The 25624-nt window shown below is 67.6% G+C and carries 23 protein-coding genes, 1 tRNA gene and 1 pseudogene; 17 read left to right on the forward strand and 8 right to left on the reverse strand.

Features of this window, described 5'->3' with window-relative positions; translation table 11 throughout:
- The first annotated feature begins 33 nt into the window (after positions 1–33).
- Together CXG43_RS08830 and CXG43_RS08835 are read left to right on the forward strand one after the other, a co-directional pair.
- Positions 34–354, forward strand: a complete 321-nt coding sequence (locus CXG43_RS08830; protein ID WP_042613078.1) for an NAD(P) transhydrogenase subunit alpha — start codon at positions 34–36, stop codon at positions 352–354.
- Entirely contained in the window at positions 351–1811 is a 1461-nt protein-coding gene (locus CXG43_RS08835; protein ID WP_101099634.1) for an NAD(P)(+) transhydrogenase (Re/Si-specific) subunit beta, read from the forward strand. Before CXG43_RS08830 ends, CXG43_RS08835 begins: the two co-directional genes overlap by 4 nt.
- 186 nt (positions 1812–1997) lie before the next feature.
- Here the strand turns inward: CXG43_RS08835 and CXG43_RS08840 are convergent, their stop codons facing one another.
- Entirely contained in the window at positions 1998–2429 is a 432-nt protein-coding gene (locus tag CXG43_RS08840) for a hypothetical protein (RefSeq protein WP_101099635.1), read from the reverse strand.
- A gap of 121 nt (positions 2430–2550) precedes the next feature.
- Between CXG43_RS08840 and sufT the strand changes: the two genes are divergently transcribed.
- The 5 genes and pseudogenes from sufT to CXG43_RS08865 form a co-directional block, all read left to right on the forward strand.
- Positions 2551–3102 (forward strand): putative Fe-S cluster assembly protein SufT, encoded by a 552-nt coding sequence (gene sufT / locus CXG43_RS08845; protein WP_042613066.1) that lies wholly within the window; start codon positions 2551–2553, stop codon positions 3100–3102.
- 66 nt (positions 3103–3168) lie between these two features.
- Complete coding sequence (locus CXG43_RS08850) at positions 3169–4263, forward strand: branched-chain amino acid aminotransferase (protein WP_101099636.1); 1095 nt, start codon at positions 3169–3171, stop codon at positions 4261–4263.
- Between the two features lie 446 nt (positions 4264–4709).
- Entirely contained in the window at positions 4710–6461 is a 1752-nt protein-coding gene (locus CXG43_RS08855; protein WP_101099637.1) for a S8 family peptidase, read from the forward strand.
- A gap of 299 nt (positions 6462–6760) precedes the next feature.
- Positions 6761–8524, forward strand: a complete 1764-nt coding sequence (locus CXG43_RS08860; RefSeq protein ID WP_101099638.1) for a S8 family peptidase — start codon at positions 6761–6763, stop codon at positions 8522–8524.
- Positions 8525–8745: 221 nt separating this feature from the next.
- A pseudogene (locus CXG43_RS08865) lies at positions 8746–10050 on the forward strand (S8 family peptidase); the annotation flags it as partial.
- Positions 10051–10117: 67 nt separating this feature from the next.
- Here the strand turns inward: CXG43_RS08865 and CXG43_RS08870 are convergent.
- The 3 genes from CXG43_RS08870 to wrbA all read right to left on the reverse strand — a co-directional run bounded on the left by CXG43_RS08870 (position 10118) and on the right by wrbA (position 11668).
- On the reverse strand, positions 10118–10603 hold the full coding sequence (locus CXG43_RS08870; protein WP_101099654.1) for an asparaginase domain-containing protein: 486 nt from the start codon (positions 10601–10603) through the stop codon (positions 10118–10120).
- Between the two features lie 76 nt (positions 10604–10679).
- Entirely contained in the window at positions 10680–11018 is a 339-nt protein-coding gene (locus CXG43_RS08875) for a DUF2069 domain-containing protein (RefSeq protein ID WP_101099640.1), read from the reverse strand.
- Complete coding sequence (gene wrbA, locus CXG43_RS08880) at positions 11018–11668, reverse strand: NAD(P)H:quinone oxidoreductase (RefSeq protein ID WP_182657529.1); 651 nt, start codon at positions 11666–11668, stop codon at positions 11018–11020. The genes CXG43_RS08875 and wrbA overlap by 1 nt, the downstream gene beginning before the upstream one ends.
- Before the next feature lie 17 nt (positions 11669–11685).
- On the opposite strand from wrbA, the gene CXG43_RS08885 reads away from it, so the two are divergent.
- Both CXG43_RS08885 and CXG43_RS08890 read left to right on the forward strand, forming a co-directional pair.
- On the forward strand, positions 11686–12960 hold the full coding sequence (locus CXG43_RS08885) for a YihY family inner membrane protein (RefSeq protein ID WP_101099641.1): 1275 nt from the start codon (positions 11686–11688) through the stop codon (positions 12958–12960).
- Positions 12957–13547: a TlpA disulfide reductase family protein gene (locus CXG43_RS08890; protein WP_101099642.1), complete on the forward strand. Its 591-nt coding sequence runs from the start codon at positions 12957–12959 to the stop codon at positions 13545–13547. The genes CXG43_RS08885 and CXG43_RS08890 overlap by 4 nt, the downstream gene beginning before the upstream one ends.
- A 72-nt stretch (positions 13548–13619) precedes the next feature.
- On the opposite strand, the gene ppk2 is transcribed toward CXG43_RS08890, so the two are convergent.
- From ppk2 to hemA, 4 genes are read right to left on the reverse strand one after another with little or no spacing between them, the layout of a single operon-like run.
- Positions 13620–14399 carry a polyphosphate kinase 2 gene (gene ppk2 / locus CXG43_RS08895; RefSeq protein WP_101099643.1) on the reverse strand — a complete coding sequence of 260 codons (780 nt, stop codon included), beginning with the start codon at positions 14397–14399 and terminating at the stop codon, positions 13620–13622.
- Between the two features lie 46 nt (positions 14400–14445).
- Entirely contained in the window at positions 14446–16149 is a 1704-nt protein-coding gene (locus CXG43_RS08900; protein ID WP_101099644.1) for a tetratricopeptide repeat protein, read from the reverse strand.
- A 3-nt stretch (positions 16150–16152) separates the two neighbouring features.
- Positions 16153–17238 (reverse strand): peptide chain release factor 1, encoded by a 1086-nt coding sequence (gene prfA, locus CXG43_RS08905; RefSeq protein ID WP_101099645.1) that lies wholly within the window; start codon positions 17236–17238, stop codon positions 16153–16155.
- A complete protein-coding gene (hemA, locus tag CXG43_RS08910; protein WP_101099646.1) occupies positions 17216–18499 on the reverse strand; it encodes a glutamyl-tRNA reductase in 1284 nt (427 codons plus the stop codon). Before hemA ends, prfA begins: the two co-directional genes overlap by 23 nt.
- Positions 18500–18562: 63 nt before the next feature.
- Between hemA and CXG43_RS08915 the strand changes: the two genes are divergently transcribed.
- From CXG43_RS08915 to ychF, 8 genes are all read left to right on the forward strand, one after another.
- Positions 18563–20251, forward strand: a complete 1689-nt coding sequence (locus CXG43_RS08915; RefSeq protein WP_198551469.1) for a tetratricopeptide repeat protein — start codon at positions 18563–18565, stop codon at positions 20249–20251.
- Positions 20248–20904, forward strand: coding sequence for a lipoprotein insertase outer membrane protein LolB (lolB, locus tag CXG43_RS08920; RefSeq protein WP_101099648.1), 657 nt, complete (start codon positions 20248–20250; stop codon positions 20902–20904). The genes CXG43_RS08915 and lolB overlap by 4 nt, the downstream gene beginning before the upstream one ends.
- The gene (gene ispE / locus CXG43_RS08925; RefSeq protein WP_101099656.1) at positions 20901–21773 is read left to right on the forward strand and encodes a 4-(cytidine 5'-diphospho)-2-C-methyl-D-erythritol kinase; all 873 of its coding nucleotides are present in this window, start codon (positions 20901–20903) and stop codon (positions 21771–21773) included. The genes lolB and ispE overlap by 4 nt, the downstream gene beginning before the upstream one ends.
- A 12-nt stretch (positions 21774–21785) precedes the next feature.
- Positions 21786–21862 (forward strand) — tRNA-Gln (locus CXG43_RS08930).
- A 138-nt stretch (positions 21863–22000) separates the two neighbouring features.
- Positions 22001–22960 carry a ribose-phosphate diphosphokinase gene (locus CXG43_RS08935; protein WP_042614861.1) on the forward strand — a complete coding sequence of 320 codons (960 nt, stop codon included), beginning with the start codon at positions 22001–22003 and terminating at the stop codon, positions 22958–22960.
- A 110-nt stretch (positions 22961–23070) separates the two neighbouring features.
- Complete coding sequence (locus tag CXG43_RS08940; protein ID WP_042614860.1) at positions 23071–23694, forward strand: 50S ribosomal protein L25/general stress protein Ctc; 624 nt, start codon at positions 23071–23073, stop codon at positions 23692–23694.
- Positions 23695–23771: 77 nt separating this feature from the next.
- Entirely contained in the window at positions 23772–24350 is a 579-nt protein-coding gene (gene pth / locus CXG43_RS08945; RefSeq protein ID WP_101099649.1) for an aminoacyl-tRNA hydrolase, read from the forward strand.
- Between the two features lie 114 nt (positions 24351–24464).
- Positions 24465–25556, forward strand: a complete 1092-nt coding sequence (gene ychF / locus CXG43_RS08950) for a redox-regulated ATPase YchF (RefSeq protein WP_042614858.1) — start codon at positions 24465–24467, stop codon at positions 25554–25556.
- Positions 25557–25624: the final 68 nt, after the last annotated feature.

Below are 25624 nucleotides of genomic sequence, written 5' to 3' on the forward strand. Positions count from 1 at the left end.
ATGGGGCCTACATCCAGAGCGGGAGTCGTGCCGGTGAGTGACGGATTCGTGGCGCTGTACATCTTCATGCTGGCGGCCATCGCCGGCCATGTGATCATCTCGCGGGTGCCGGTGATCCTGCATACCCCGCTGATGTCCGGTTCGAACTTCATCCACGGCATCGTGCTGATCGGCGCGATGGTGGTGCTGGGCCACGCGCAGACGCCGCTGGAGAAGATCCTTGGGTTCGTCGCGGTGGTGCTGGGTGCAGGCAATGCCGCGGGCGGTTACGTGGTCACCGCGCGCATGCTGGAAATGTTCAAGCCCAGCGTCAAGCCGGCGCCCACCGACGCCGACAAGGAGCCGCAACCTTGAACGTCAGCACGCCTGAACTGCTGGATTGGCTGGTCAAGACCAGCTACCTCGTCGCTGCCACGCTGTTCCTGCTCGGCCTGCAGCGCATGGCCTCGCCGCTTACCGCCCGCAGCGGCATCCGCTGGGCCGGGCTGGGCATGCTGGTGGCCACCGTTGCCACCTTCTTCCTGCCCGAACTGCACAACATCCCGCTTATCCTGGTCGCGCTGGCGTTGGGCGGCGGATTGGCGTGGTGGTCAGCCGGCAAGGTCGCCATCACCGACATGCCGCAGATGGTGGCGCTGTACAACGGCATGGGGGGCGGTTCGGCCGCGGCCATCGGTGCGGTGGAGCTGTTGCGCTGGTCGGCGCTGGCCAACCGCGATACCAGCCACTGGAGCGCGCAGGCGTTGGCCGACCTGGCCGCGCGCCAGCCTTCGGCGATGGTGCTGACACTGGCAGTGACCGGTGCGGCCATCGGCGCGGTCTCGCTGTCCGGTTCGGTGGTCGCCTGGGCGAAGCTGGACGGTCGCCTGGACCGGCGCATCACCTGGCCCGGCCAGCAGGCGCTGAACATGATCGTGGCGCTGGCCGTGGTGGTGCTGGGCATCATCGCCGCCAGCACGCTGGCACCCTGGGCGATCATCGCCTTCTTCGTGCTGGCCCTGGCGCTGGGCGTATTGATGACCCTGCCGATCGGCGGGGCGGACATGCCGGTGGTGATCTCGCTGTACAACGCGTTCACCGGCCTGGCGGTGTCCTTCGAAGGCTACGTGCTGGGCAACGAGGCGCTGATCATCGCCGGCATGATGGTCGGTGCGGCCGGCATCCTGCTGACCCGGCTGATGGCCAAGGCGATGAACCGCCCGATCAGCAACGTGCTGTTCTCCAACTTCGGCGGCGGCGCGGGCGGCGAGGCGCAGGAAATCACCGGCGCGCAGAAGCCGATCGATGCCTCCGACGTGGCGGCGATGATGGCCTTCGCCGAACGCGTGGTGATCGTGCCGGGCTACGGCATGGCCGTGGCCCAGGCGCAGCACAAGATCTGGGAGTTGGCGCAGCGGCTGATCGCGCGCGGGGTCAAGGTGAAGTTCGCCATCCATCCGGTGGCCGGCCGCATGCCCGGACACATGAACGTGCTGCTGGCCGAAGCCGGCGTGCCGTACGACCTGATCGCCGACATGGACGACATCAATCCGGAGTTCCCGAGCACGGACGTGGTGCTGGTGATCGGTGCCAACGACGTGGTCAATCCGGTGGCACGCACCGATCCGGCCAGCGTGATCTACGGCATGCCGATCCTGGATGTGGTCAATGCGCGCAACGTGGTGGTGATCAAGCGCGGGCGCGGTACCGGTTTTGCCGGGATCGAGAATGCGCTGTTCTATGCGGACAACACCCGCATGCTGTACGGCGATGGGGCGGCGGCGGCGGGTTCGCTGGTGAGTGAACTGAAGGGGCTGGATGGGGGGCACTGAGCCCCCTCCCCAGCAAGGGAATGACGGCCAGCGGCCGTCACTACCGGAGACCACAACGGTAGCGCCGAGCCATGCTCGGCGAGCGCAGCGGAAAGCAACAGCGTGACGACCAACGGTCGTCACCCACCAAAGCCGGTCGTCACCCACCAGAGCCGGTCGTCACCCACCGAACCTGCTGGCGCTGCGTCAGAGGCGCTTCTGCCAGCCCAGCCATGCCGCGAACACCACCGCTACCGGCAGCCACAGCCAGTCGGCGGTGACGTTGGCCAGCCCCACCAGCGTCCACGCCAGATGCGGGCCCATGCGCAGTGCGGACTCCCAGGGAGTCAGCCCCATCGATCCGCCCAGCCACGCACTGGCGATGCTCCACCAGGCCAGCGCGGTCACCAGCAGTGTGCCGCCGGCCACCAGCAGGGCGCGCAGCACGCCGCCGCGCAGGGTGCCCAGGCGCAGCATGAACAGCAGTTCCAGCGCCACCACGATCGCCATCCAACCCAGCTGGCGGCCGGTCATCAATGCGAAGAACACCCAGGCCAGCAGGGCCGTGCCGGCGCCGATCAGGTACATCACGGGCCAGAGCCAGGACACGGTCCTGGTGCGTACAGCAGGAGAGGGCATGCGGATTTCCCTTTGGATGCCAACAGGATACTGGGTTTGCCGCAGTGCACGGGCGGGCGCCGGGCCGCTGGGCTAAAATGTCGCCTTGCGCGGCGCGTCCGCAGCCCCCAGATCGAGCCTCATGTATTCCCGTAGCAGTGAACCAGTCCACTTCGAACGCGACTGCGAGGCCGTCATGGTCCCGCAGGGCGAAACGGTGACCCTGCCCGCCGGCAGCTATGGCTATATCACCCAGGCCTTGGGTGGCAGCTATACGGTGTTCGTCGAAGGCAACCTGTTCCGCATCGCGGGACGGGATGGCGATGCCATCGGCAAGGAGGCCCCGGCACCGCTGGAGCTGCCTGACGACGCCAGCGATGAACAGGTCGAACAACTGGTGTGGCAGCAGCTGCGCACCTGCTTCGACCCGGAGATCCCGTTCAACATCGTCGACCTCGGCCTGGTCTACGAAGTGGAGCTCAAGCACCTGGACGATGGCCGCCGCGAGGTCGACGTCAAGATGACCCTGACCGCGCCCGGCTGCGGCATGGGCGACATCCTGGTCGACGACGTGCGCAGCAAACTGGAAATCATCCCCACCGTGGCCGAGGCCGACGTGGAACTGGTGTTCGATCCACCATGGGGCCGCCACATGATGTCCGAGTCGGCGCGCCTGGAAACCGGCATGCTCTGACCCGACCGTACGCCGCCCGCGTGGTGGAATCCCGGTAACAACCGCAACCAGAACAGGAAACATCCGGTGTCCCAGTCCAACATCAGCTTCGACGTCACCCGCTCGGCCCATCCGCGCAGCGCCGATGAGCGCGCCGCCATCTTGGAAAAGCCGGGCTTCGGCCTGCATTTCACCGACCACATGGTGGAAGTGCGCTGGGACAAGGACACCGGCTGGCACAACGCCAACGTGCGCCCGTACGGCCCGCTGCTGCTGGATCCGGCCGCCGCGGTGCTGCATTACGGCCAGGAAATCTTCGAAGGCATCAAGGCGTACCGGCATGCCGACGGCTCGGTGTGGACTTTCCGCCCCGATGCCAACGGCCGTCGCCTGCAGCGTTCGGCGCAGCGCCTGGCGCTGCCGGAACTGCCGGTGGACATCTTCGTTGAATCGTTGAAGCAGCTGGTCGCACTGGACAAGGACTGGGTGCCGTCGGCCGACGAATCCAGCCTGTACTTCCGTCCGTTCATGATCGGCGATGAAGCCTTCCTCGGCGTGCGCGGCGCGCACAAGGCCGGTTACTACGTGATCGCCAGCCCGGCCGGCCCGTACTTCGCCAAGGGCGTGGCGCCGGTGTCGATCTGGCTGTCCACCGAGTACGCGCGTGCGGCCAAGGGCGGCACCGGCGCAGCCAAGTGCGGCGGCAACTATGCCGCCTCGCTGCTGCCGCAGCAGAAGGCGCAGGCGCAGGGCTGCTCGCAGGTGCTGTTCCTGGACCCCACCGAAGGCAAGTACCTGGAAGAACTGGGCGGCATGAACGTCTTCCTGGTCTACAAGGATGGCACCCTGGTGACCCCGCAGTTGTCGGGCAGCATCCTGGAAGGCATCACCCGCGAAAGCATCCTGCAGCTGGCCCGCGACCGTGGCATGAAGGTGGAAGAGCGCAAGGTCAGCATCGATGAATGGAAGCAGGGCGTGGCGTCGGGCGAGATCACCGAAGTGTTCGCCTGCGGCACCGCGGCGGTGGTGACCCCGATCGGCCAGCTGAAGGGCGAAGGCTTCGAAGTCGGCGACATCAACGCGCCAGCCGGTGAAGTCACCTTGTCGCTGCGCAAGGAACTGACCGACATCCAGTACGGCCGCCTGCCGGACCGCCACGGCTGGCTGGTCAAGCTCGCCTGACCGGCTGACGGTGCCCCGCCGAGCATGGCTCGGCGCTACAGCACCGCGCGGGCCCAGGTGTGTAGCCGGTAGCGCCGAGCCATGCTCGGCGGAATCCCCCTGTAAGCCCGTCCCTGTGACGGGCTTTTTATTGCCTGGTGGATGTCGGCACAGTCAATCCAGGACAGGCCAGGGACAGCCGGGGACCGTGAAGGACCGGTGAAAGTTCCTTCACCTTTACAAATTTTAGACACCAAAAGTCTCACTTCCGACATTTCACGTCACTGAAGTGGGGCTGAAACATTGTCGCGAATGGCTCGAACCGACTAGCTTCGACGTTGTGGACAGCGCACGGGGGACTGTCCGCCCCGGTACCGATTCCCGCCAGTGCAGCGCAGCCTGCGAATCGCGACCGGCGCCCTCAGCCGAATCCGGCATCCATGCCAGAACCCAGAAAAGGAAATCCGATGTCCCAGGTTTCGCAACCGCGTCTGCGTCAGCGTGCAGTGGTCGTCATGGGGGCCTCCGTGCTCACCTCGTTGCTGCTGGTAGCCCCGGCGTTCGCCGGCGACGTCCACCTCAGCGGCCTGTCGTCCGCGCCGACCCACAAGCAGTTCATCGTCAAGTTCCGCGACAACAGCGCGCCACTGGCCACGCCGTTAGCCCTGGCGAGCTCGCTCAGGACTGCGGCATCGGGCCTGTCGGCGGCCCAGGGACGCGCGCTGGGCCTGCAGCAGGTGCGCCGGCTGGCGGTGGGCCCGAGCGTGGTCCGGGCAGATCAGCCGCTGGATGCCGCGCAGGCCGAAATGCTGATGCGCAGGCTCGCCGCCGATCCCAACGTGGAGTACGTGGAGGTCGACCAGATCATGCGGCCGACCCTGGTGCCGAACGACGCCCGCCTCGGCGAACAGTGGGGCTTCGGTACGTCCAACGCGTCCATCAACGTGCGTCCGGCATGGGACAAGTCCACCGGCACCGGCGTAGTGGTGGCGGTGATCGACACCGGCATCACCAGCCATCCGGATCTGAATGCCAACATCCTGCCCGGCTATGATTTCATCAGCGACGCGGCGATGGCACGCGACGGTGGTGGACGGGACAACAACGCCAACGACCAGGGCGACTGGTACGCCGCCAATGAATGTGGCGCGGGCTATCCGGCCTCCAACTCCAGCTGGCATGGCACCCACGTGGCCGGCACCATCGCCGCGGTGACCAACAACAGCACCGGCGTGGCCGGCACGGCCTACAACGCCAAGGTGGTGCCGGTGCGCGTGCTCGGCAAGTGCGGCGGCTATACCTCCGATATCGCCGATGCCATCGTCTGGGCCTCCGGCGGCACGGTCAGCGGCGTACCGGCCAACGCCAATCCGGCCGAAGTGATCAACATGTCCCTCGGCGGGGGTGGCAGCTGCTCGGCCACTTACCAGAACGCGATCAACGGCGCGGTGGGACGTGGCACCACCGTGGTGGTGGCCGCCGGCAACGAAGCCAGCAACGTCTCCACGTCGGTCCCGGCCAACTGCGCCAACGTGATCGCGGTGGCAGCCACCACCAACACCGGCGCCAAGGCCAGCTTCTCCAACTACGGTGCCGGCATCGACATCTCCGCGCCGGGCCAGGCCATCCTGTCCACCCTCAACACCGGTACCACGGTGCCGGCCTCGGCGACCTACGCGTCCTACAACGGCACCTCGATGGCGGCCCCGCACGTGGCCGGCGTGGTGGCGTTGATGCAGTCGGTGGCACCGAGCGCGCTCACCCCGGCGCAGGTGGAAACCATCATCAAGAACACCGCGCGCGCCCTGCCAGGTGCCTGCTCCGGTGGCTGCGGTGCGGGCATCGTCAACGCCGATGCGGCGGTGGTGGCGGCGCTGGGCGGCGGCGGTGGCAACCCGGATCCGGGCACCGGCACGGTGCTGCAGAACAACGTAGCGGTGGGGGGGCTGGGTGCCGCTTCCGGTGCGGCGCTGAGCTACACCGTGACCGTTCCCAGCGGTGCCACCCAACTGCGCGTGGCGATCAGCGGCGGCAGTGGTGATGCCGACCTGTACCTGCGCCAAGGCAGCGCGCCGACCGACAGCACGTACGCCTGCCGTCCCTACCTGAGCGGCAACAACGAGACCTGCACCATCAGCAACCCGGCCGCAGGTACTTGGCACGTGCGGATCAAGGCCTACAGCACGTTCTCCGGTTTGACCGTGCGCGCGCAGTACTGACCGAAGCCGTTCCAGCGTGTCTCCCGACGCCCCGGCCCTGCCGGGGCGTCGTCGTATCGGCCTGACCTTGGCGGTGCCCTGCAGTCGGGCGTTACGGCGACTCCATTAACGGAGACCCCCTCGGCGCGGCTACGGCTTTTCCCGATGATGGGCGGCGTTGCAGGCGCGCAGCATGAGCGTGCCGGTTACGCCGTGACGGTGTTGAAGGCCGATCATCGCGTCGCCAGTGACAGTGCCTGCTGCGGCTTTTTTCCTCTGCGCAGTGACAGGTGCCGTCCCACTGCGAGGAGTCAGCAACCATGTCCACCCATTGCCGTGTGCTTACCCGGTACCATCCCGTCGCTGCAGCCGTTGCCCTCGTGGTGGCGGGTCTTTGCGCGAGCCCGCTCTCCCAAGCCGGTAACGTCGATCTGCAAGGGCTGGCCGGCAACACCGCGCATCAGCATTTCATTGTCGCCTATCGGTCTGGCAGTGCGTCGGCATCGTCTTTGGCAGGCGCGGCGCGAAGCCTGCAACGGGCCGCCGATGCGCTTCCCCGCAAAGGCGGCAGGGCGGTGCAGGTCCACGCACTGCGGCGCATGGCGACCGGCAGCACGGTCGTGCGTACCAGCGTTCCCCTGGATGCCGCCGAGGCCGAACAGCTGCTCCGCGCGCTGGCACAGCAGGAAGAGGTGGATGCCGTGCAGCTGGACGCCATCCTGCGGCCTTCATGGAATCCCGATGATCCCCGCCTGGGCGAGCAATGGAGCTTCGGCGCCAGCAATGCCGCGCTGGGTATCCGCCCTGCCTGGGACATCGCCAGTGGCAAGGGCGTGGTAGTGGCGGTCATCGACACGGGCATCACCCGCCATCCCGACCTCGACGCCAACATGCTTCCCGGCTACGACTTCATCAGCGATCCGGCGATGTCCCGCGATGGCGATGGGCGCGATGGCGATGCCACCGATGCAGGCGATTGGTATCCTCCCGGTGAATGCAGCTCCGCTGGCGGTTCGCGTTCGAGCTGGCACGGTACGCATGTGGCCGGCACCGTTGCAGCATCCACCCACAACGGCATCGGCGTGGCCGGCACCGCGTTCAATGCCAAGGTGGTGCCGGTGCGCGTGCTGGGGCGCTGTGGCGGTTTCCAGTCGGACATCGCCGATGGCATCGTCTGGGCCGCAGGCGGGCGGGTGCCCGGGGTGGCGGACAATCCGCATCCAGCGCAGGTGGTCAATCTGTCACTGGGTGGCTTCGGCACCTGCGACCGGGCCAGCCAGGCCGCGGTGGATACGGCCATTGCCCATGGTGCGTCGGTGATCGTGGCGGCGGGCAATTCCAATGACGATGTAGCGCGTTACCGGCCGGCGAACTGTCGCGGCGTGGTCGCCGTGGCGGCCACCAACGCCGCAGGCAGCCGCGCATCCTTCTCCAACTACGGTGCGCGCATCACGGTGGCCGCGCCGGGCGAAAGCATCCTGTCCACCTTGAATGATGGGCAGCAGGGCCCGGCACAACCCAGCTATGCCGCTTACAGCGGCACCTCGATGGCGGCCCCGCACGTGGCGGGCGTGGTCGCGCTGATGCAATCGGTAGCGCCCAAGCCGTTGCTGCCCGCGCAGGTGGACGCCTTGCTGCGAAGTGCCGCACGGCCGCTGCCCGGTACCTGCACCGGCGGCTGCGGCGCCGGGCTGGTCGACGCTGCCGTCGTCGTGGCCAGGGCGGCCGCCGGCGATACCGGTCCGGATCCAGACCCCGATCCGGACCCGGACCCGTCGGATCTGGAAAACGACGTACCGGTCAGGGGATTGAGCGGCACTGCCGGGAGCGAGCGCTGGTACACCTTCAACGTGCCGGCCGGCAGCAACATGCTGGTGGTGCAGATCGGCGAAGGATCCGGCGATGTTGATCTGTACACCCGCCACGCGGTCAGGCCCACCGATACCGAATACAACTGCCGTCCCCAGGGCACCGGCAACAGCAAGACCTGCGTGCGCGTCTGGCCAGGCTCCGGAACCTGGCACATACGGATCAAGGCAATCAGCGACTACAGCGGGCTCATGGTAAAGGCCAAGGCCGAATAGCGCGCCGCTTCATCACACGCACGGGTGGAGCCCGCCGGCGAACCGGACAGGGAGAAAGTTTCACCTTTCCCGTGTCATGTGCCGGGAGCCAGGCGGGTGGATGCCCGATACCCGCCGCAGGTGCACAAGCACACGATCGACTGGCCACAAACCAAAGGAGGCTCCAGATGAAAATACCCTGCCAGAAAACGTTCCTGTCACCTGCCGTTGCGTGTGTGCTGATGGCGATGTCCAGCGCATCGGCCCATGCCGGCGACGTAGATCTTTCCGGCCTTGTGCAGTCGGACACCCACCAGCAGTTCATCGTGCACCTGCGTGACGGGAGTGCACTGCGCGAGAATGAAGGCGCGATGCAGGCCGCGCTGGGCCGTGCCGGATCCAGTCTGCGCATGGCGACCGGCGGCATGCAGGTGCTGCGCCGGATGGCCACCGGGCCTATGGTGGTGCGCGCCGGAAAAGCGCTGGACCGCGCGCAGGCCGGTGCCTGGATGGCGGCCATGGCGAGCGATCCGGAGGTGGACCACGTGCAGGTGGATCGCATCCTGAAGCCCGCGCTGGATCCCGACGATCCGCGCTTGAACGAACAGTGGGGCTTCTCCAACAGTGCCGCATCACTCAACGTGCGGCCGGCGTGGGACAAGGCCACCGGCGCCGGGCAGGTGGTGGCGATCATCGACACCGGCCGCACCCGCCATCCGGAACTGGACGCCAATACGCTTCCGGGTTACGACTTCATCAGCAACGGCAGCATGGCCGGCGACGGCAACGGTCGGGATGACAACCCGGAAGACACCGGCGACAGCCAGTGGGGTCGACCCTCCAGCTGGCATGGCACCCACGTCGCCGGCACCGTTGCTGCAGCCACGAACAACGGGCAGGGGGTCGCCGGAACGGCCTTCGACGCCAAACTGGTGCATGTCCGTGTCCTCGGCAAGGGCGGCGGTTACACCTCGGACATCGCCGACGGCATGGTGTGGGCTGCGGGCGGCACCGTCAGGGGCATTCCGCGCAATGCAAACCCCGCCAAAGTGCTGAACCTGTCGCTGGGCGGCCAGGGTGCCTGCGATCGCGCATCGCAGGCCGCCGTGGACGGGGCGATCCAGGCCGGTGCAACGGTGGTTGTCGCAGCGGGAAACAGCAACGCGGATGTGTCGCGGTTCACGCCGGCCAACTGCCGTGGGGTGTTGGCGGTGGCGGCCACGACCTCACGCGGTGCGCGTGCGGGTTTTTCAAATTACGGCAGGGGAATCACCCTGGCGGCACCTGGTGAGAACATCCTTTCCACCTTGAACAGTGGACGCACCTCGCCGGGTGCGCCTGCCTATGCCGCCTATAACGGTACCTCGATGGCGGCCCCGCACGTTGCCGGCGTAGTGGCGCTGATGCAGTCGGCTGTGGATGGCCGTCTTACGCCTGCGCAGGTCGCCGATATCCTGAAAGAGACCGCGCGACCGTTGCTGATCGCTTGCCCGCAGGGCTGCGGAGCAGGCATGGCAGATGCCGACTCCGCCGTGGACCGGTCCATCGAAGTGGTGGCATCGCAGTGAGGTGATGCAGCGCAGGAGCCGCCCGGGAGGGGCGGCTCCTGAGCGGTCAGGCCGCTTCGAAACGGTTCTCGGCCACGTTCTTGCGGACGCTCTGCGGATCCCAGATGCGCCCGTTCATCGCGATGTACACGCCGGCGGCCAGCGACTGCACCGCGCCGATGGCGCAGCCGATGTTGAACTCGGCATCGGAGCCGCGGAAGCGCGCCGGACTCAACGCGCCGGTCATCACGATGGTCTTGTCCGGGATGGTCGACAGCACCTTTCCGGTAGCCACCATCGAATCGGTGCCGTGGGTGACCAGCACATGGCGGGTAGGCTGTGCGGCGATGGTGGCGCGGATCAGCTCGCGGTCGTCATCGCTGATGTGCAGCGAATCCTTGCGCAGGATCGGGATGACGTTGAAGCGGAAAGTCACGCCCAGCTCGCGCAGGATCATGCCGATCTGTGGATCGCCGATCTGGTAATCCGATTTGTCGTCGAAGTAGATCTTGTCGATCGTGCCACCGGTGGTGACGATCAGGAGGTCTTCCATCATGGGCATGTCTTCGGAGCCTGGAACGGCGCTGCAGGAACAGGAACGCAGATGATACCGGCCCCGGTGGGGGCCGTCAGCGTTGCTTTCGGCTGAAACGTGCGCGTAGGCCGGGCAGGCTGCCGGCGAAGATCACCAGCAGCGACAGGCAGATCGCCAGCCACGCCAGCGCGCGCGTTTCGGCATGGCTCCAGGCACTCATCACGCCATGGCTGAACCAGCCCAGCGCCAGCACGCTGGCCCAGAAGCCGGCCTTGCGCCAGCCCATCCGCAGCGCAATCGCCAGCACCAGCGGCGGGGCGGTGAACACCAGCTGGGTCGCCAGCCAGTGGCGGTCGTTGATGAACCAGCCGGCGTACAGCGCCGCCAGGCCCATCAGGGCGAGCAGCAGCACGGTGCGCGCGGTGGCGGCCATCAGGCCAGCCGCCGTGCGATATCGGCGACCCGTCGGCCAAGCGCGCGGGCCAGGGTGGCTTCGTCCTCGCTGGGCTGCGGATCATCATTGGCGCCCGCCACGTGGCTGGCACCGTAGGGCGTGCCGCCGCTGGTGGTGTGGCTCAACGCAGCTTCAGTGAACGGAATGCCGACGATCAGGCAACCGTGGTGGAGCAACGGCAGCTGCATGGACAGCAGGGTGGATTCCTGGCCCCCATGCATCGAGGCGGTGGAGGTGAACACCGCCGCCGGCTTTCCGGCCAGCGTGCCATTGACCCACTCCGCGCCCAGGCCATCCAGGAAGTGCTTCATCGGGGCGGCCATGTTGCCGAACCGGGTGGGACTGCCGAGCAGCAACCCATCGCACTCGGCGAGGTCTTCGACGCTGACATACGGCGCGCCTTCATCGGGTACCGGCGGACGCGCGGTCTGGGTCACGGCGGCCACGGCCGGCACACTGCGCACGCGCGCGGCCATGCCCGGAACCTCGCCGATGCCCCGCGCGATCTGCCGCGCCAGCCGTGCCACCGAACCGCCTCGGCTGTAGTAGAGCACCAGGATCTCGCCCATCATCGACCCGCTTTCTCGTCCAGGAGACGCCAGTATGGCTATCCTGCGGCGATCCTGCATCGGGTACCCTTGCGCCGATGGAACCGTTGAACACGATCAATCTATGGATGGAGCGCGCGCGCGACCGTCCACGCGCTGCCAGCTTCGGCCGTTTCCTGTGGCGGCGCTTCCTTGATGACCGCCTGTTCCAGGCCGCTGCCGCGCTGGCCTACACCACCGTGTTCGCCCTGGTGCCGCTGGCCATCGTGGTGTTCGGCGTGCTGTCCGCCTTCCCGGTGTTCGATCGCTGGAGCGACCAGCTCAGCGATTACGTGTTCTCCAACTTCGTGCCCAGCGCGGCGCGTGCGGCAGAAGGCTACCTGCGACAGTTCAGCGCCAGCGCCGGCCAACTCACCGCCGCCGGCTTCATCGCGCTGGTGATCTCGCTGCTGATCACGCTCAACAGCGTGGAAGAAACCTTCAACCAGATCTGGCGGGTGGGATCGTCGCGGCCCAAGCTGACCCGCTTCCTGGTTTACTGGACCGTGTTGACCCTTGGTGCGATGTTGGCGGCGGCCTCGCTGGCCGTCTCGGCGCGGGTGTTCGCGCTGCCGCTGTTCGGTACCCAGGAAGGACGGTGGCTGGCCGATTTCTCGCTGCGGCTGGCCCCGGTTCTGATCGAGTTCGTGTGCATCACGCTGGTGTACCGCGTGGTGCCGCACCACACGGTCAAATGGAAGCATGCGGTGCCCGGTGCGATCCTGGCGGCGATCCTGCTGGAACTGGTGAAGTGGGGCATCGGCGCCTACCTGGGCAGCTTCCAGTCCTACCAGAAGCTGTACGGCACCGTCGCCTTCGTGCCTATCCTGCTGCTGTGGATCTACCTGTGCTGGGTGGCGGTATTGCTGGGCGCTTCCCTGGCCTCTTCGATGGCCGCCTTCCGCTACCAGCCGGCGGAACTGCGCCTGCCGCAAGGGTATGAGTTCTACGCGCTGCTGCGCCTGCTCGGGCGCTTCCAGCAGGCGCGCGCGTTGGGCAAGGGCCTGGAGGACGACGAAATCCTGCAGCACGAGCCGATGATGACCGACTCGCTGCTGCAGCAGTTGCTGTGCGACATGGAGCGGATCGCGCTGCTGCGCCGCGTCGAGAACGGTGAGTGGATGCTGGCGCGTGACCTGGAGCAGTTGACCCTGGCCGACCTGTACGAGTCCACCCAGCTGCGCATCCCGGTGGCCGAAGCGCACCTGCCCTATCGCCAGGACAGCCTGGGCCAGGCCGCGCTGGCGGCGCTGGACGAACTGCGCCTGCCACTGCGTGAGAAACTCAAGCGTCGCGTCAGCGACATCTATCCCCCCGGAGATACGCCCCGATGAGATGCAAGTTGTTGGTCGTCACCCTGTCCGTTCTCTTGGCCGCCTGCAAGCCGGCCGCCGAACCTGCTGCCACCGCACCGGCCGCCGCGCCGCCTGCTGCCGACGCGGCCACGCCAGCGCCTGCCGCCGACCCGGATGCGGCACTGGGCGCAGCCGATGGTGCAGCGCCTGCAGAGCGGGTCACGGCCGAGTTCCCGGCCCTGAAGGTCAAGACCGTGGACGGTGCCGAGTATGATCTGGCCGCGCACCGCGGCAAGTGGGTGGTGGTGAACTTCTGGGCCACCTGGTGCGCTCCCTGCCGCAAGGAGATGCCGGAGCTGTCCGCGCTGCACGCGATGCGCAGCGAGATCGAAGTGGTCGGGCTGGCGTATGAGGAAATCGAACCGGCGGACATGCAGGCCTTCCTGACGGAACGGCCGGTGACCTATCCGATCGCCATCGTCGACCCGTACGATCCGCCGGCCGACTTCGCTACCCCGCGTGGCCTGCCGCTGACCCACCTGGTGGACCCGCAGGGCAAGGTGGTGCATTCGTTCGTGGGTCCGGTCACGGCGGCGGATATCGAAGCGCGCATTGCCGGCAAGTAAGCCGGGGGAGTGAGGGGGGGCGTGACGACCAACGGTTGTCACCCACCGTCAGCTACCGGGCCCCCGCTGTACTCAGTCGATCGGGAAAACATCGAGCGGCTTCAGCAGCGCGTAGTGCTCGCGGTGCAGCTTGCCTTTCAGCTTCGGCAGCTCGGGCAGCGCCTCGTCGACATGGGTATCGGGCAGGCGGTCCAGCAGGTCGCGGACCAGGGTCAGCCGACCCGTGCGCTGGTCGTTGAAATCCACCAGCGTCCACGGCGCATGGGTACGGTGGGTCGCCTGCAGCATGGCCTCGCGGGCCTGGGTGTAAGCCTCGTACTTGTCGCGCGACTGCAGGTCGACCGGTGACAGCTTCCAGCCCTTCAGCGGATTGGCATGGCGCTCGGCGAAACGTTCCTCCTGCTGCGCCTGGTCCACCGCCAGCCAGTACTTGAACAGCAGGATGCCGTCGTCCACCAGCAGTTGTTCGAACACCGGCGCCTGCTGCAGGAACTGCCGGTACTGCGCGTCGCTGCAGTAGCCCATCACCCGTTCCACGCCGGCGCGGTTGTACCAGCTGCGGTCCATCAGCACGATCTCGCCGGCCGCTGGCAGGTGGCTGGCATAGCGCTGGAAGTACCACTGGGTGGCTTCGCGGTCGGTCGGCCTGGGCAGTGCGACCACCCGGCACTGGCGGGGGTTGAGGTGCTGGCTGATCGCCTGGATGGCGCCGCCTTTGCCCGCGGTGTCGCGCCCCTCGAACAGCACCAGCACGCGCTGGCCGGTCAGCTGCACCCAGCGCGCCATGGTGGCCAGTTCCAACTGCATCGGTTCCAGCAGGGCCTCGTAGGCCTTGCGCTTCAGCTTTGCCATCGAAGGCTCCCGTCGGGTGGAAGCCCCAGTGTGCCGCGTGCGCGGTTCAGGCGGTGTGCGCGCCCTGCCAGCCCCGTTCGCTGGCCAGCTGTTGCAGCATCCGGGACAGGTCCGCAGCGAAGCCGGCCATGTCGAACAGGCCACTGCCGGCACGTGCCTGGGCCAACTGCGTGCGCAGCTGCGCCAGCGCGGCGGGGTCATTGCCCAACGCCGTGGCGCGGGTGATGAAGGCGGCATCGTCGGCCACGTTCATCGCATGCAGGCCGAGGTGGTGGTTCAAGCTGCCGGCCACGCGCGCGGCGAAGGTATCGCCGGGGCAGGTCAACACCGGGCAGCCGGCCCAGAGCGCATCCGAGGCGGTGGTGTGCGCGTTGTACGGATGGGTATCCAGGAACAGGTCGGCCAGCGCGTAGCGGGCGAGGTACTGCGCATGCGGCAGCTTGGCCATGAACACCAGCCGCACCGGATCCACCCCGGCCGCGCGCGCTGCATCACGCAGGCGGGCATCGGCGCGGCCCGGCCCGGACAGCAGCCACAGCACGCTGCCGGGCACGCCCTGCAGGACCTGGAAGGCCCGCGCCATGCTGCGCGGATTCAATTTGTAGCTGTTGTTGAAACAGCAGAACACCACGCCGTGTTCCGGCAGGCCGCACGCGGCACGCGACGGTGCTGGCTGCAGCGCGCGGGTGTTGTCCGATGGCTGGAAGGCTCGCGGCAGGCGCACGACGCGCTCGCTGAAGTGCGCCTCCAGCGTGGCCGGCAGCACGAAGTCGTCGGCCAGCACCACGTCCATCCACGGTGCACCGGAGGTGCCCGGATACGCGAGCCAGTTGACCTGCACCGCAGCCGGGCGCAGGGCCAGCACTTCCGGTACGCCGCCACCGCCCCAGCCGCGCAGGTCGAACAGCACGTCGATGCCTTCGGCACGGATCCGTGCGGCCACGTCGGCATGGCGCAGGCCCGCCACGTCGTGCAGGCGGGTGGCCGCGCGCAGACGCTGGCGGATCGGGCTGCCATCGTCGCGGTCGAGCGCGAAAAGATGGATGTCCAGCGCCGTGTCCTGCCGCAGTTGTTCGAACACCGCCACGGTCAGCAGGCCGGTGGGATGCGCGCCGAAGCCGTTGGACAGCAGGCCGATCCGCAGCGGGCCGCGTGGCCGCACCGAGGCCGGCGGCAACGGCCGCACGCCGCTGAACTGCGCCGCGCGCAGCCGCGCACAGGCCAGCTGCTCGGCGGCGCTGGCGTCCTCGCTGAGGAAGGCGAACGGTTCCACCGCGCCACGGCCGCCGGCCACGGCATCGCGGACCTGCCGTGACAGCGCATCAATGTCCTGCCAGTCGCACAGGCGGCGCTGCCAGGCCAGCCGCTGCGCGGCGATGTAGGGCTCATCGGGCAGCAGCGCGTGGGCACGCCGGTAGGCATCGGCCGCGCCCTCGGCATCGCCGGCATCTTCCAGTGCGTGGCCGAGCCACAACGCAATGCCGGGGTGCTGCGGCGCACTGGCCGCGGCCTCGCCGAGCAGCTGCGCGGCATCGCCGTGCGCGCCGGCCATCCACGCCACCCGGCCCAGCCGGGCCAGCGCCTCGGGATGCCGCGGGCGCAGCTGCAGGGCACGCCGCGCGGCCTGTTCCCCCGCTGCCAGATCACCGGCTTCCAGTTCGGCATCGGCCAGCATCACCCAGGCGATGAAGTCCGTCGGCTGGCGGCGGACCGCCTGCTGCAACTGCTGGCGCTGGCTGGCAGGCTGCATCGATCAGGCCGACGCGGCCAGCTGGGCCAGCGCATCGGCCTGGTGTTCCTGCGACAGCCGCTGCAGCAGTGCATCCATGTCGCCGGCCATCACGTTGGGCAGGTCGTACAGAGTCAGCCCTTCCACGCGGTGGTCGGTGATGCGGCCCTGCGGGAAGCTGTAGGTGCGGATGCGCTGGCTGCGGTCGCCGCTGCCGACCTGCAGGCGCCGTGACGCCGCCTGCGCTGCGTCCTGGCGCGAACGTTCGGCATCCAGCAGCTGCGCCTTCAGGCGCTTCATCGCCTTGTCGCGGTTGGCGTGCTGGCTGCGTTCGGTCTGGCATTCCACCACCACCCCGGTCGGGACGTGGGTGATGCGGATGGCCGATTCGGTCTTGTTGACGTGCTGGCCACCGGCGCCGGAGGAACGGAACGTATCCACCCGCAGGTCGGCCGGATTGATCTGCACCTCGTCGATTTCATCGGCTTCAGGGATGATCGCCACCGTGGCCGCCGAGGTATGGATGCGGCCCTGCGATTCGGTGGCGGGCACCCGCTGCACCCGATGCGTGCCGGATTCGAATTTCAGTCGCGAGAACGCGCCGCGCCCGACCACCCGGGCCACCACTTCCTTGTAGCCGCCGTGCTCGCCCGGGCTGTCCGATTCGATCTCGACTTTCCAGCCCTGGCGCTCGGCGTAGCGCGCGTACATGCGGAACAGATCGCCGGCGAAGATCGCCGCTTCGTCGCCGCCGGTGCCGGCGCGCACTTCCAGGAACAGGTTGCCTTCGTCGCGCAGGTCGCGCGGCACCAGCAGCAGGGCCAGGTCCTGGTCCAGCTGCGCCAGGCGGGCCTGCGCGGCCTCGACTTCTTCCTCGGCCAGCTCACGCAGGTCCGGGTCGGCGCGCATCGCCTCGGCGGCGGCCAGGTCGTCCTTGGCGCGGCGCTCTTCGGCCAGCGCGGTGGCAACCGGTTCCAGCTGGGCGAACTCGCGCGAAAGATCGCGGAAGCGCTTGTTGTCGGCCACCACGCTGGGGTCGGAAAGCAGGCGTTCGAGTTCTTCGCGGCGCTCGGCCAGCGCTTCAAGCTTACGGCGCAGGGTCGGCGTCATCGGGTCTCACGGCAGGATGGTGGTATCCCGGCTGCGCCGGGAACAGGCGCTCGGCGGCGCGGGTCAGGTCGGCATCTCCGCTCAGCGCGGCGGCGCGCAGGGCAGCGGTGGGCGGGTGCAGCAAGCGGTTGGTCAGGCCATGGGCGAGCAGTTCCAGCACTTCATCGGCCGGCTTGCCGTTGGCCAGCTGTGCCCGCGCGCGCTCGAGCATTTCCGCGCGGGTGGTCTCGCCGAACGCGCGCAGCTGCCTGAGCGGGGCGTGGTGGGTGCCGGCCTGCTGGGTTTCCACGAAGCGCGCGACCTGCAGTTCGATGATCGCTTCGGCTTCGGCGGCGGCTTCGCGGCGGCTGCGGCGGTTGTCTTCCACCGCCCGCTCCAGGTCGTCCACCGTATACAGGAAGGCGTCGTCCAGGCTGGCCACGCTGGCTTCGATGTCGCGCGGCACGGCCAGGTCGAACAGCAGCATCGGCTTGTGCCGACGGGTGCGCAGCGCGGTGGCGACGGCCTCGCGGTGGATCACCGGCTCACGTGCGGCCGTGGCGGAAAACACGATGTCCGCTTCGGCAAGATGACGGTCCAGCTCGGCCAGCGGCAAGGCCACGCCACCATGCCGGCTGGCCAGGTCCTGGGCGTGGGCCAAAGTACGGTTTGCGATCAGCAGGCGGCGCACCTTGCCATCGCTGAGGTGGCGCGCGGCCAGCTCGATGGTTTCCCCGGCGCCGACCAGCAACACGGTGGAATCGTCCAGCCGCGCAAAGGAATTCTGCGCCAGCCGCACCGCGGCAGAAGCTACCGAGACCGGGTTGGCGCCGACCTGGGTATCGGTCCGCGCGCGCTTGGCCACCGAGAAGGTCTGCTGGAACAGCCGGTCCAGGCGCTGGCCGAGCAGGCCATGTTCGCGGGCCACCGACCAGGCGTCCTTCACCTGGCCCAGGATCTGCGGTTCACCCAGCACCATCGAATCCAGCCCGGTGGCGACCCGGAACAGGTGGCGCACCGCATCGGCGTCGGCGTGCTGGTACAGATAGCCCTGCAGGTCGCCGGCCTGGCCCTGCAGCCACTGGTTCAGAGCGGTCTCGGAGTCGGCCACCGCATACAGTTCGGTGCGGTTGCAGGTGGACAGCAGCACCGCCTCGGCGATCTGCGGGGTATTGCGCAACGAACCGAGCGCGCGCGGCAGGGCGTCACCGGCGAAGGCTGCGCGTTCGCGCAGGTCCACCGGTGCGGTCTGGTGATTCAGTCCGAGCACCCACAGGGTCATTGTTCAGTTGCTTGCGATAAGCTGCTGGCCATAGGCACACATTTTAAGGCCCCAATGCCGTCGATGCCCGCATTGATTCGCATCTCCAGTGTTCTGCTGCTCAGCCTGATGGCTGGCGACGCGCTGGCAGCCCCTTCCGTCGCCCGCGTGCTGGACCAGGCCGAACGGGGCCAGGAGCCGTCGCTGGAGCCCGCGCTGGTAGGTGAATTCGCTCTGCAGGCGGGCAAACTGCCCGACTCGGCCGCGCAGTACCTGCTCGCCGCGCAGGCCAGTGACGGTGACGCCGGACTGGCCGAACGGGCCACCCGGATCGCCATGCTGGCCAATGATGACGCCCGTGCCGGGCAGGCGCTGGCGCTGTGGCAGCAGCGCGCACCGCGCTCGCTGTCGATGCGCAGCGCCGCTGCGGCGCTGGCCATGCGCCAGGGCAAGCCGGAGCGTGCGACCACTGAACTGAAGGCGTTGCTGGCCGCGCCCGGCGAGGAAGGCTGGCGCTTCACCTTGGCCGCGCTGGTCGGTGGCGGGCGCGATCCGGGGGTGCCGGCGCAGGTACTCGAGGCGCTGGTCCAGGCCGACGCGATCCCCAACCGGATCGAGGTCTGGCAGGAATTCGGCCGCTTGGCGATGCGCATGGACAAGCCCGAGCTGGCCCAGCGCATGGTCGACGAAGTGGTGCGCCGGTTCCCGCAGGATCCGCGCGTGGCCTTGCTGCGCGCCAGCCAGTTGCAGCAGACCGGGCGCAAGGCGGAGGCCGTGGTGGTGCTGCAGGCGCTGGAGCCGCAGACCCGCACCAGCGTGGACCTGCGCAATGCCGTGGCCATCGCCTACGACGGCATGAACGAGACGGTGGCCGCCGAGCGCGTACTGTCCAGCGGCCCGCAGGACACCCAGACCTACGGCATGCGCGCCTCGCTGCTGGCCAAGCAGGACGACGCCACTGCGTTGACCGCGCTGTACGCCGAGCTGTCGCGTGCGGCCAGCAAGCCCGATCCGGCGCAGCGCCTGCTGCTGGGCAAGATCGCCGAATACCTCAAGCGCTACCAGGAGGCGGTGGACTGGTACCACAGCGTGCCCGGCGGCGATGAGCTGAGCGAAGCACGCCTGCGCGCGGCCAATGCGCAGGGCCTGCTGGGCAACCAGGCCAAGGCACTGGAAGAAGTCCGTGCGGTGCAGTCCGATGCGGTGCTGGCCGAAGAAGCGCGCCGCGACGCCTATCTGCTGGAAGCCGAGCTGCGCCTGCGCGCAGGCGACGAGGCCGGCGAGCTGGACGCGCTGGCGCGCGGGCTGGCCGCCTATCCCGACGAGAACGCGCTGTTGTATGCGCGCGCCCTGGCCTGGGAGCGTCGTGATGACATCCCGCGTGCGGAAGCCGACCTGCGCAAAGTGCTGGTCACCGAACCGGAAAATGTCGCCGCATTGAATGCCCTGGGCTACACCCTGGCCGACCGCACCCACCGCTACCAGGAGGCGTTGGAGCTGATCGACCGCGCCCGCGTGGCTGAGCCGGACAACCCGGCCATCATCGACAGCCACGGTTGGGTGCTGTATCGGCTGGGCCGCAACGAGGAGGCGCTGGTGCAGCTGCGCCGCGCCTATGGGCTGGCAAAGGACGCCGAGATCGCCGTGCACCTGGGCGAAGTGCTGTGGGTGATGGGCCGCCAGGACGAGGCGCGGCGCTACTTCGACGAAGCCGCCAAGCTGGATCCCGACAACCGCGCGCTGCAGCGCGTCCGTGAGACCTTCAAGCCATGATGCATTCGATGACCCGGCCGTTGCTGCTGGCAACGGTCACCCTGGCGCTGGCCGCCTGTACCTCGGTCGGCTCGCAGAAGACCCCGGTGCCGGACGTGGCCTACAGCGTGTCCCCCGCTGCCGAACGTGCCGAAGCAGCACGCGTGCAGGCGCTGCGGGCCCAGCCGGACTGGGCGTTCCAGGGCCGGGTGGCGGTCAGCAAGGGAAAGAACGGCGGCAGTGGCCGCATTGAATGGGACCAGCAGGGCAGTGCCTACCAGGTCCAGCTCAGTGCCCCGGTGACCCGGCAGAGCTGGCGCCTTCAGGGTGACGCCACGCAGGGCGGCGGCCGGCTGGAAGGGCTGGACGGTGGCCCGCGCGAGGGCGCCGATGCGCAGGCTGTCCTGCTCGAGGCGACCGGCTGGGACATCCCGGTCAACCAGCTGCCCGACTGGACCCGTGGCCTGGTGCTGGAAGGCAGCGGCGAAGCCGCTCTGCAGCGCGACGCCGAAGGGCGACCGCGCCAGCTGCGCCAGGCCGGATGGCAGGTGGATTACCTGGACTGGTACCCGGCGCAGGATGGCCGACAGTCGCTGCCGCGGCGTATCGAAGCCAGCAAGGGCGACGCCAAGGTACGCCTGGTGGTCGACCAGTGGGGCGCGGCCGGCCCATGAATCCGTCGCATGATGACGCCGATGGCTGGTCCTGGTGGCCGGCTCCGGCAAAGCTGAATCTGTTCCTCAACATCACCGGCCGTCGCGCCGATGGCTACCACCAGCTGCAGACCGTGTTCCGGCTGCTGGACTGGGGTGACCGGATCGGACTTCGCCTGCGCCAGGACGGGCAGGTGCGTCGCCAAGGCGCCTCACTGCCCGGCGTGGCGGAGGCCGATGACCTCGCCGTGCGCGCGGCGCTTTTGCTGCAGGCGTCGTGCAAAATCGTCGAAGGTGTTGACATCATCGTTGAAAAGCACGTTCCGGCGGGCGGTGGCTTCGGCGGTGGGTCGTCCGATGCGGCGACCGTCCTGGTGGCATTGAACCAGCTGTGGCACACCGGGCTGGGCCCGGATGCGCTGGCCGCACTGGGCCTGCAGCTGGGTGCGGATGTGCCGGTTTTCGTGCGCGGGCACAACGCCTGGGCCGAGGGCATAGGGGAGCAGTTGACCCCCATCGAGCTGCCGCCGGCGTGGTATGTGATCGCCGATCCCGGGGTCCACGTGCCCACTCCGGCGCTGTTTGCGGATCCGGATTTGACGCGCGACAGTCCAATGGCGAAAATAGAGGACTTCGTTTCCGGATACCTGTCCGGCAATGCGTTCGAGCCGGTGCTGCGCCGCCGCGAGCCTGCCGTAGAGGCCGTGCTTGCTGCGTTGAGCAACATCGGCACGGCGCGGCTGACAGGGTCGGGAAGTGGGTGCTTCGTCGAGTTCCCTTCGCAGCAGGCTGCGCAGGCGGGCAGGGCGGGGTTGTCCAAGGAGTTGCGGGCGTGGGTGGTGGCAGGCGTTGGCCGGTCACCACTGCTGGATGCACTCGAGCGTAACTGATTCATTTGATGCAGGGGCGTCGCCAAGAGGCCCAAGGCACCAGGTTTTGATCCTGGCATTCGGAGGTTCGAATCCTCCCGCCCCTGCCACTTGCGGCTTGGTCCGCGCCAACCAGCGCAGCTGTCTGCGCGGGACGTGGAAATGCCGTGGTGCAATCAGCCGCAGGGGCCTTCGGGCGCCTGGGGTAACCCGATCTCCGCCACTCGCCCCCGCCCGAGACAATCATGATGCAAGATTCGCCCAACCTGCTGGTCTTTTCCGGCAACGCCAACAAACGCCTCGCACAGAACATCTGCAAGGAACTGGGCGTGCGTCCGGGCAAAGCGTTGGTGTCGCACTTCTCCGATGGTGAAGTGCAGGTCGAAATCGAAGAGAACGTCCGCAAGCAGGACGTCTTCGTGATCCAGCCGACCAGTGCGCCCAGCGCAGAGAATCTGATGGAGCTGCTGGTGCTGATCGACGCGCTCAAGCGCGCATCGGTGGCCAGCGTCACCGCGGTAGTGCCGTACTTCGGCTACTCGCGCCAGGATCGCCGCATGCGGTCTTCGCGCGTGCCGATCACCGCCAAGCTGGCGGCGAAGATGTTCAGCACCGCCGGTGCCGATCGGGTGTTGACCGTGGACCTGCATGCCGACCAGATCCAGGGCTTCTTCGATATCCCGGTGGACAATGTGTACGCCTCGCCGCTGCTGCTTGCCGATATCTGGCGCGCCTACGGCACCGAAAACCTGATCGTGGTGTCCCCGGACGTAGGTGGCGTGGTGCGTGCGCGCGCCGTCGCCAAGCGCCTGGACGATGCCGATCTGGCGATCATCGACAAGCGCCGTCCGCGCGCCAACGTGTCCACCGTGATGAACATCATCGGTGACGTCGAAGGCAAGACCTGCGTGATGGTCGATGACATCGTCGATACCGCCGGCACGCTGTGCGCCGCTGCTGCTGCCCTGAAGGCGCGCGGCGCGCTCAAGGTCGCCGCGTACTGCACCCACGCGGTGCTGTCCGGCCCGGCGGTGGACAACATCACCAATTCCCAGCTCGATGAGCTGGTGGTGACCGACACCATCCCGCTGAAGGACGCCGCGCGGGTCTGCAGCAAGATCCGCCAGCTCAGCGTGGCGGAAATGCTGGCCGAAACGATGCGCCGCATCGCCTTCGGTGAGTCGGTCAGCTCGTTGTACGTGGATTGATTTTTTTTCGTTCCGGCCGGTAACGGCAGGGAACTCCAAGGGCACTTCTGGTCGCGGAAGTGCCTTCATCCGCCCCGCCACACGGCAGGGCACCCAACAGGTAGTAGAAAATGTCCAAGACCCATGAAATCAAGGTCACCAAGCGTGAACTGCAGCGCAAGGGTGCGAGCCGCCGCCTGCGTCACGCTGGCGTGATCCCGGCGATCGTCTACGGCGGCAACGCCGAGCCGGTCGCCATCAGCCTTGACCACAATGAAATCTGGCTGGCCCAGTACAACGATTGGTTCTACTCGTCCATCCTGGACCTGAACCTCGATGGCAAGGTCGAGCGCGTGCTGCTGCGTGACATGCAGCGCCACCCGTTCAAGCAGCTGATCCTGCACCTGGATTTCCTGCGCGTGAACGAGAACGAAGTCCTGACCGCTTCGGTGCCGCTGCACTTCATCAACGAAGAAACCTCGCCGGCTGGCAAGGCTTCGGACATCGTGGTCACCCACGAAGTGAAGGAAGTGACCGTGTCCTGCCTGCCGAAGGATCTGCCGGAGTCGATTGAAGTCGACCTGGGCGCCCTGGAAGCCGGTGGCGTGATCCATCTGTCCGACCTCAAGCTGCCGAAGGGCGTTGAGCTGCCGGCGCTGGCGCTGGGCAAGGATCACGACGATGCCGTGGTCACCGCCAAGCACGGCAAGGAAGACGCTGCCGACGCTGCCGAAGACGCAGAAGCCGCAGAGTAATGCCGTTGCGGCGCCTGTCCCCCGGGACGGGCGCCGTACCTGCCGGCAGCGCTGGCAGGCCGTAACAGGAAGAGACAATGGCAGGATTGCGACTGATCGTCGGCCTGGGGAACCCAGGCGCCGAGCACGCCCGGACCCGGCACAACGCTGGGTTTCATTTTGTGGAGGCCCTGGCCGAAAAGGCGGGCGCACGCTGGAGCGTGGACAGCAAGCTGTTCGGCGAGACCGCCAAGGTCGATATCGCAGGACAGCCGGTCTGGCTGCTGAAGCCGGCCACCTACATGAACCTCAGTGGCAAGTCGGTCACCGCCGCGCAGCGGTTCTGGAAGATCGAGCCTGAAGAAACCCTGCTGGCACACGACGAGCTGGATCTGCCGCCGGGTGCGGCGCGGTTGAAGTTCGATGGCGGCCACGGGGGGCAGAACGGCCTTCGCGATACCATCCGTCTGCTCGGGCACGGCAGGTTCCATCGCCTGCGCGTGGGCATCGGCCATCCCGGCCACAAGGACCGCGTGGTGCCGTGGGTGCTGGGACGGGCATCGAAGGACGACGACGTGCTGATCGCACGGGCCATCGACGATGCCATCGATGTGCTGCCATTGGCAGTACAGGGGGATTTCAACGAGGCGATGAAGCGCCTGCATACCCCGAAGTAACCCAGCGAAGACGGGTAGCGCCGAGACATGCTCGGCGGTTGCACGATGAAAATGATTTGCAAAACGGCGCGTGCGCTTTTTCGCCAATCACTTTCACCCCAAAGGTTGTCGAACATGGGTATCAAATGCGGAATCGTCGGCCTGCCCAACGTGGGCAAGTCGACACTGTTCAACGCGCTGACCAAGGCAGGTATCGCCGCGGCCAACTTTCCGTTCTGCACCATTGAGCCGAACGTCGGCATCGTGCCGGTGCCGGATCCGCGGCTGAACGAGCTGGCGGCGATCATCAACCCGCAGAAGGTCATCCCGACGGCGGTCGAGTTCGTCGACATCGCCGGCCTGGTGGCCGGTGCGGCCAGCGGCGAAGGCCTGGGCAACAAGTTCCTGGCGCACATCCGCGAAGTGGATGCGATCACCCACGTGGTGCGTTGCTTCGAGAACGCCGACGTGATCCACGTCAACAACAAGGTTGATCCGCTGTCGGACATCGACACCATCGATACCGAGCTGGCGCTGGCTGACCTGGACAGCGTGGAGAAGGCGCTGAACCGCGCCGAGCGTTCGGCCAAGGGCGGCGACAAGGAAGCGGCGGCACGCAAGCCGGTGCTGGCCAAGCTGCAGGCGGCGCTGGCCGATGGCAAGGCCGGTCGTGCGGCCGGCCTGGACGAAGAGGAAAAAGCGCTGGTGCGCGACCTGTTCCTGCTGACGCTGAAGCCGGTGATGTACATCGCCAACGTGCTGGAAGATGGCTTCGAGAACAATCCGCACCTGGATGCGGTGCGTGCGCGCGCGGCCGAAGAGGGTGCGAAAGTGGTGCCGGTGTCGGCGGCCATCGAAGAAGAGCTGTCGCAGCTGGATGACGAAGACCGTGACACCTTCCTGGCCGACCTGGGCCTGCAGGAGCCGGGCTTGAACCGCGTCATCAACGCGGCCTACCAGCTGCTGGGCCTGCAGACCTACTTCACCGCAGGCGTCAAGGAAGTGCGTGCGTGGACCGTGCGCAAGGGCGCCACCGCGCCGCAGGCGGCCGCGGTCATCCACACCGATTTCGAGAAGGGCTTCATCCGCGCTGAAACCATCGCCTATGACGACTTCATCAAGTTCAAGGGCGAAGCCGGTGCCAAGGAAGCCGGGCGCCTGCGCCTTGAAGGCAAGGAATATCGCGTGCAGGAAGGCGACGTGCTGCACTTCCGCTTCAACGTCTGATCCTGCAAGGGGCGATCGGAAGCCCTCGCCTGCGGGTGAACGGCGGAGCGCCTCGTGGTGGGTCGCCA

The sequence above is a fragment of the Stenotrophomonas sp. Bg11-02 genome (assembly GCF_002836635.1).
In the GTDB taxonomy this organism is placed as follows: Bacteria; Pseudomonadota; Gammaproteobacteria; order Xanthomonadales; family Xanthomonadaceae; genus Stenotrophomonas; species Stenotrophomonas lacuserhaii.

Bases quoted from the DNA above. Each gene is read 5' to 3' on its own strand.
- CXG43_RS08900 (WP_101099644.1), bottom strand. From the start codon at position 16,149: ATGCAGCCTGCCAGCCAGCGCCAGCAGTTGCAGCAGGCGGTCCGCCGC.
- CXG43_RS08870 (WP_101099654.1), bottom strand. From the start codon at position 10,603: ATGGAAGACCTCCTGATCGTCACCACCGGTGGCACGATCGACAAGATC.
- CXG43_RS08840 (WP_101099635.1), bottom strand. From the start codon at position 2,429: ATGCCCTCTCCTGCTGTACGCACCAGGACCGTGTCCTGGCTCTGGCCC.
- sufT (WP_042613066.1), top strand. From the start codon at position 2,551: ATGTATTCCCGTAGCAGTGAACCAGTCCACTTCGAACGCGACTGCGAG.
- CXG43_RS08855 (WP_101099637.1), top strand. From the start codon at position 4,710: ATGTCCCAGGTTTCGCAACCGCGTCTGCGTCAGCGTGCAGTGGTCGTC.
- lolB (WP_101099648.1), top strand. From the start codon at position 20,248: ATGATGCATTCGATGACCCGGCCGTTGCTGCTGGCAACGGTCACCCTG.
- CXG43_RS08885 (WP_101099641.1), top strand. From the start codon at position 11,686: ATGGAACCGTTGAACACGATCAATCTATGGATGGAGCGCGCGCGCGAC.
- wrbA (WP_182657529.1), bottom strand. From the start codon at position 11,668: ATGCAGGATCGCCGCAGGATAGCCATACTGGCGTCTCCTGGACGAGAA.
- ppk2 (WP_101099643.1), bottom strand. From the start codon at position 14,399: ATGGCAAAGCTGAAGCGCAAGGCCTACGAGGCCCTGCTGGAACCGATG.
- CXG43_RS08875 (WP_101099640.1), bottom strand. From the start codon at position 11,018: ATGGCCGCCACCGCGCGCACCGTGCTGCTGCTCGCCCTGATGGGCCTG.
- CXG43_RS08940 (WP_042614860.1), top strand. From the start codon at position 23,071: ATGTCCAAGACCCATGAAATCAAGGTCACCAAGCGTGAACTGCAGCGC.
- CXG43_RS08935 (WP_042614861.1), top strand. From the start codon at position 22,001: ATGCAAGATTCGCCCAACCTGCTGGTCTTTTCCGGCAACGCCAACAAA.
- pth (WP_101099649.1), top strand. From the start codon at position 23,772: ATGGCAGGATTGCGACTGATCGTCGGCCTGGGGAACCCAGGCGCCGAG.
- ispE (WP_101099656.1), top strand. From the start codon at position 20,901: ATGAATCCGTCGCATGATGACGCCGATGGCTGGTCCTGGTGGCCGGCT.
- prfA (WP_101099645.1), bottom strand. From the start codon at position 17,238: ATGACGCCGACCCTGCGCCGTAAGCTTGAAGCGCTGGCCGAGCGCCGC.
- CXG43_RS08860 (WP_101099638.1), top strand. From the start codon at position 6,761: ATGTCCACCCATTGCCGTGTGCTTACCCGGTACCATCCCGTCGCTGCA.
- hemA (WP_101099646.1), bottom strand. From the start codon at position 18,499: ATGACCCTGTGGGTGCTCGGACTGAATCACCAGACCGCACCGGTGGAC.
- CXG43_RS08915 (WP_198551469.1), top strand. From the start codon at position 18,563: ATGCCCGCATTGATTCGCATCTCCAGTGTTCTGCTGCTCAGCCTGATG.
- ychF (WP_042614858.1), top strand. From the start codon at position 24,465: ATGGGTATCAAATGCGGAATCGTCGGCCTGCCCAACGTGGGCAAGTCG.
- CXG43_RS08890 (WP_101099642.1), top strand. From the start codon at position 12,957: ATGAGATGCAAGTTGTTGGTCGTCACCCTGTCCGTTCTCTTGGCCGCC.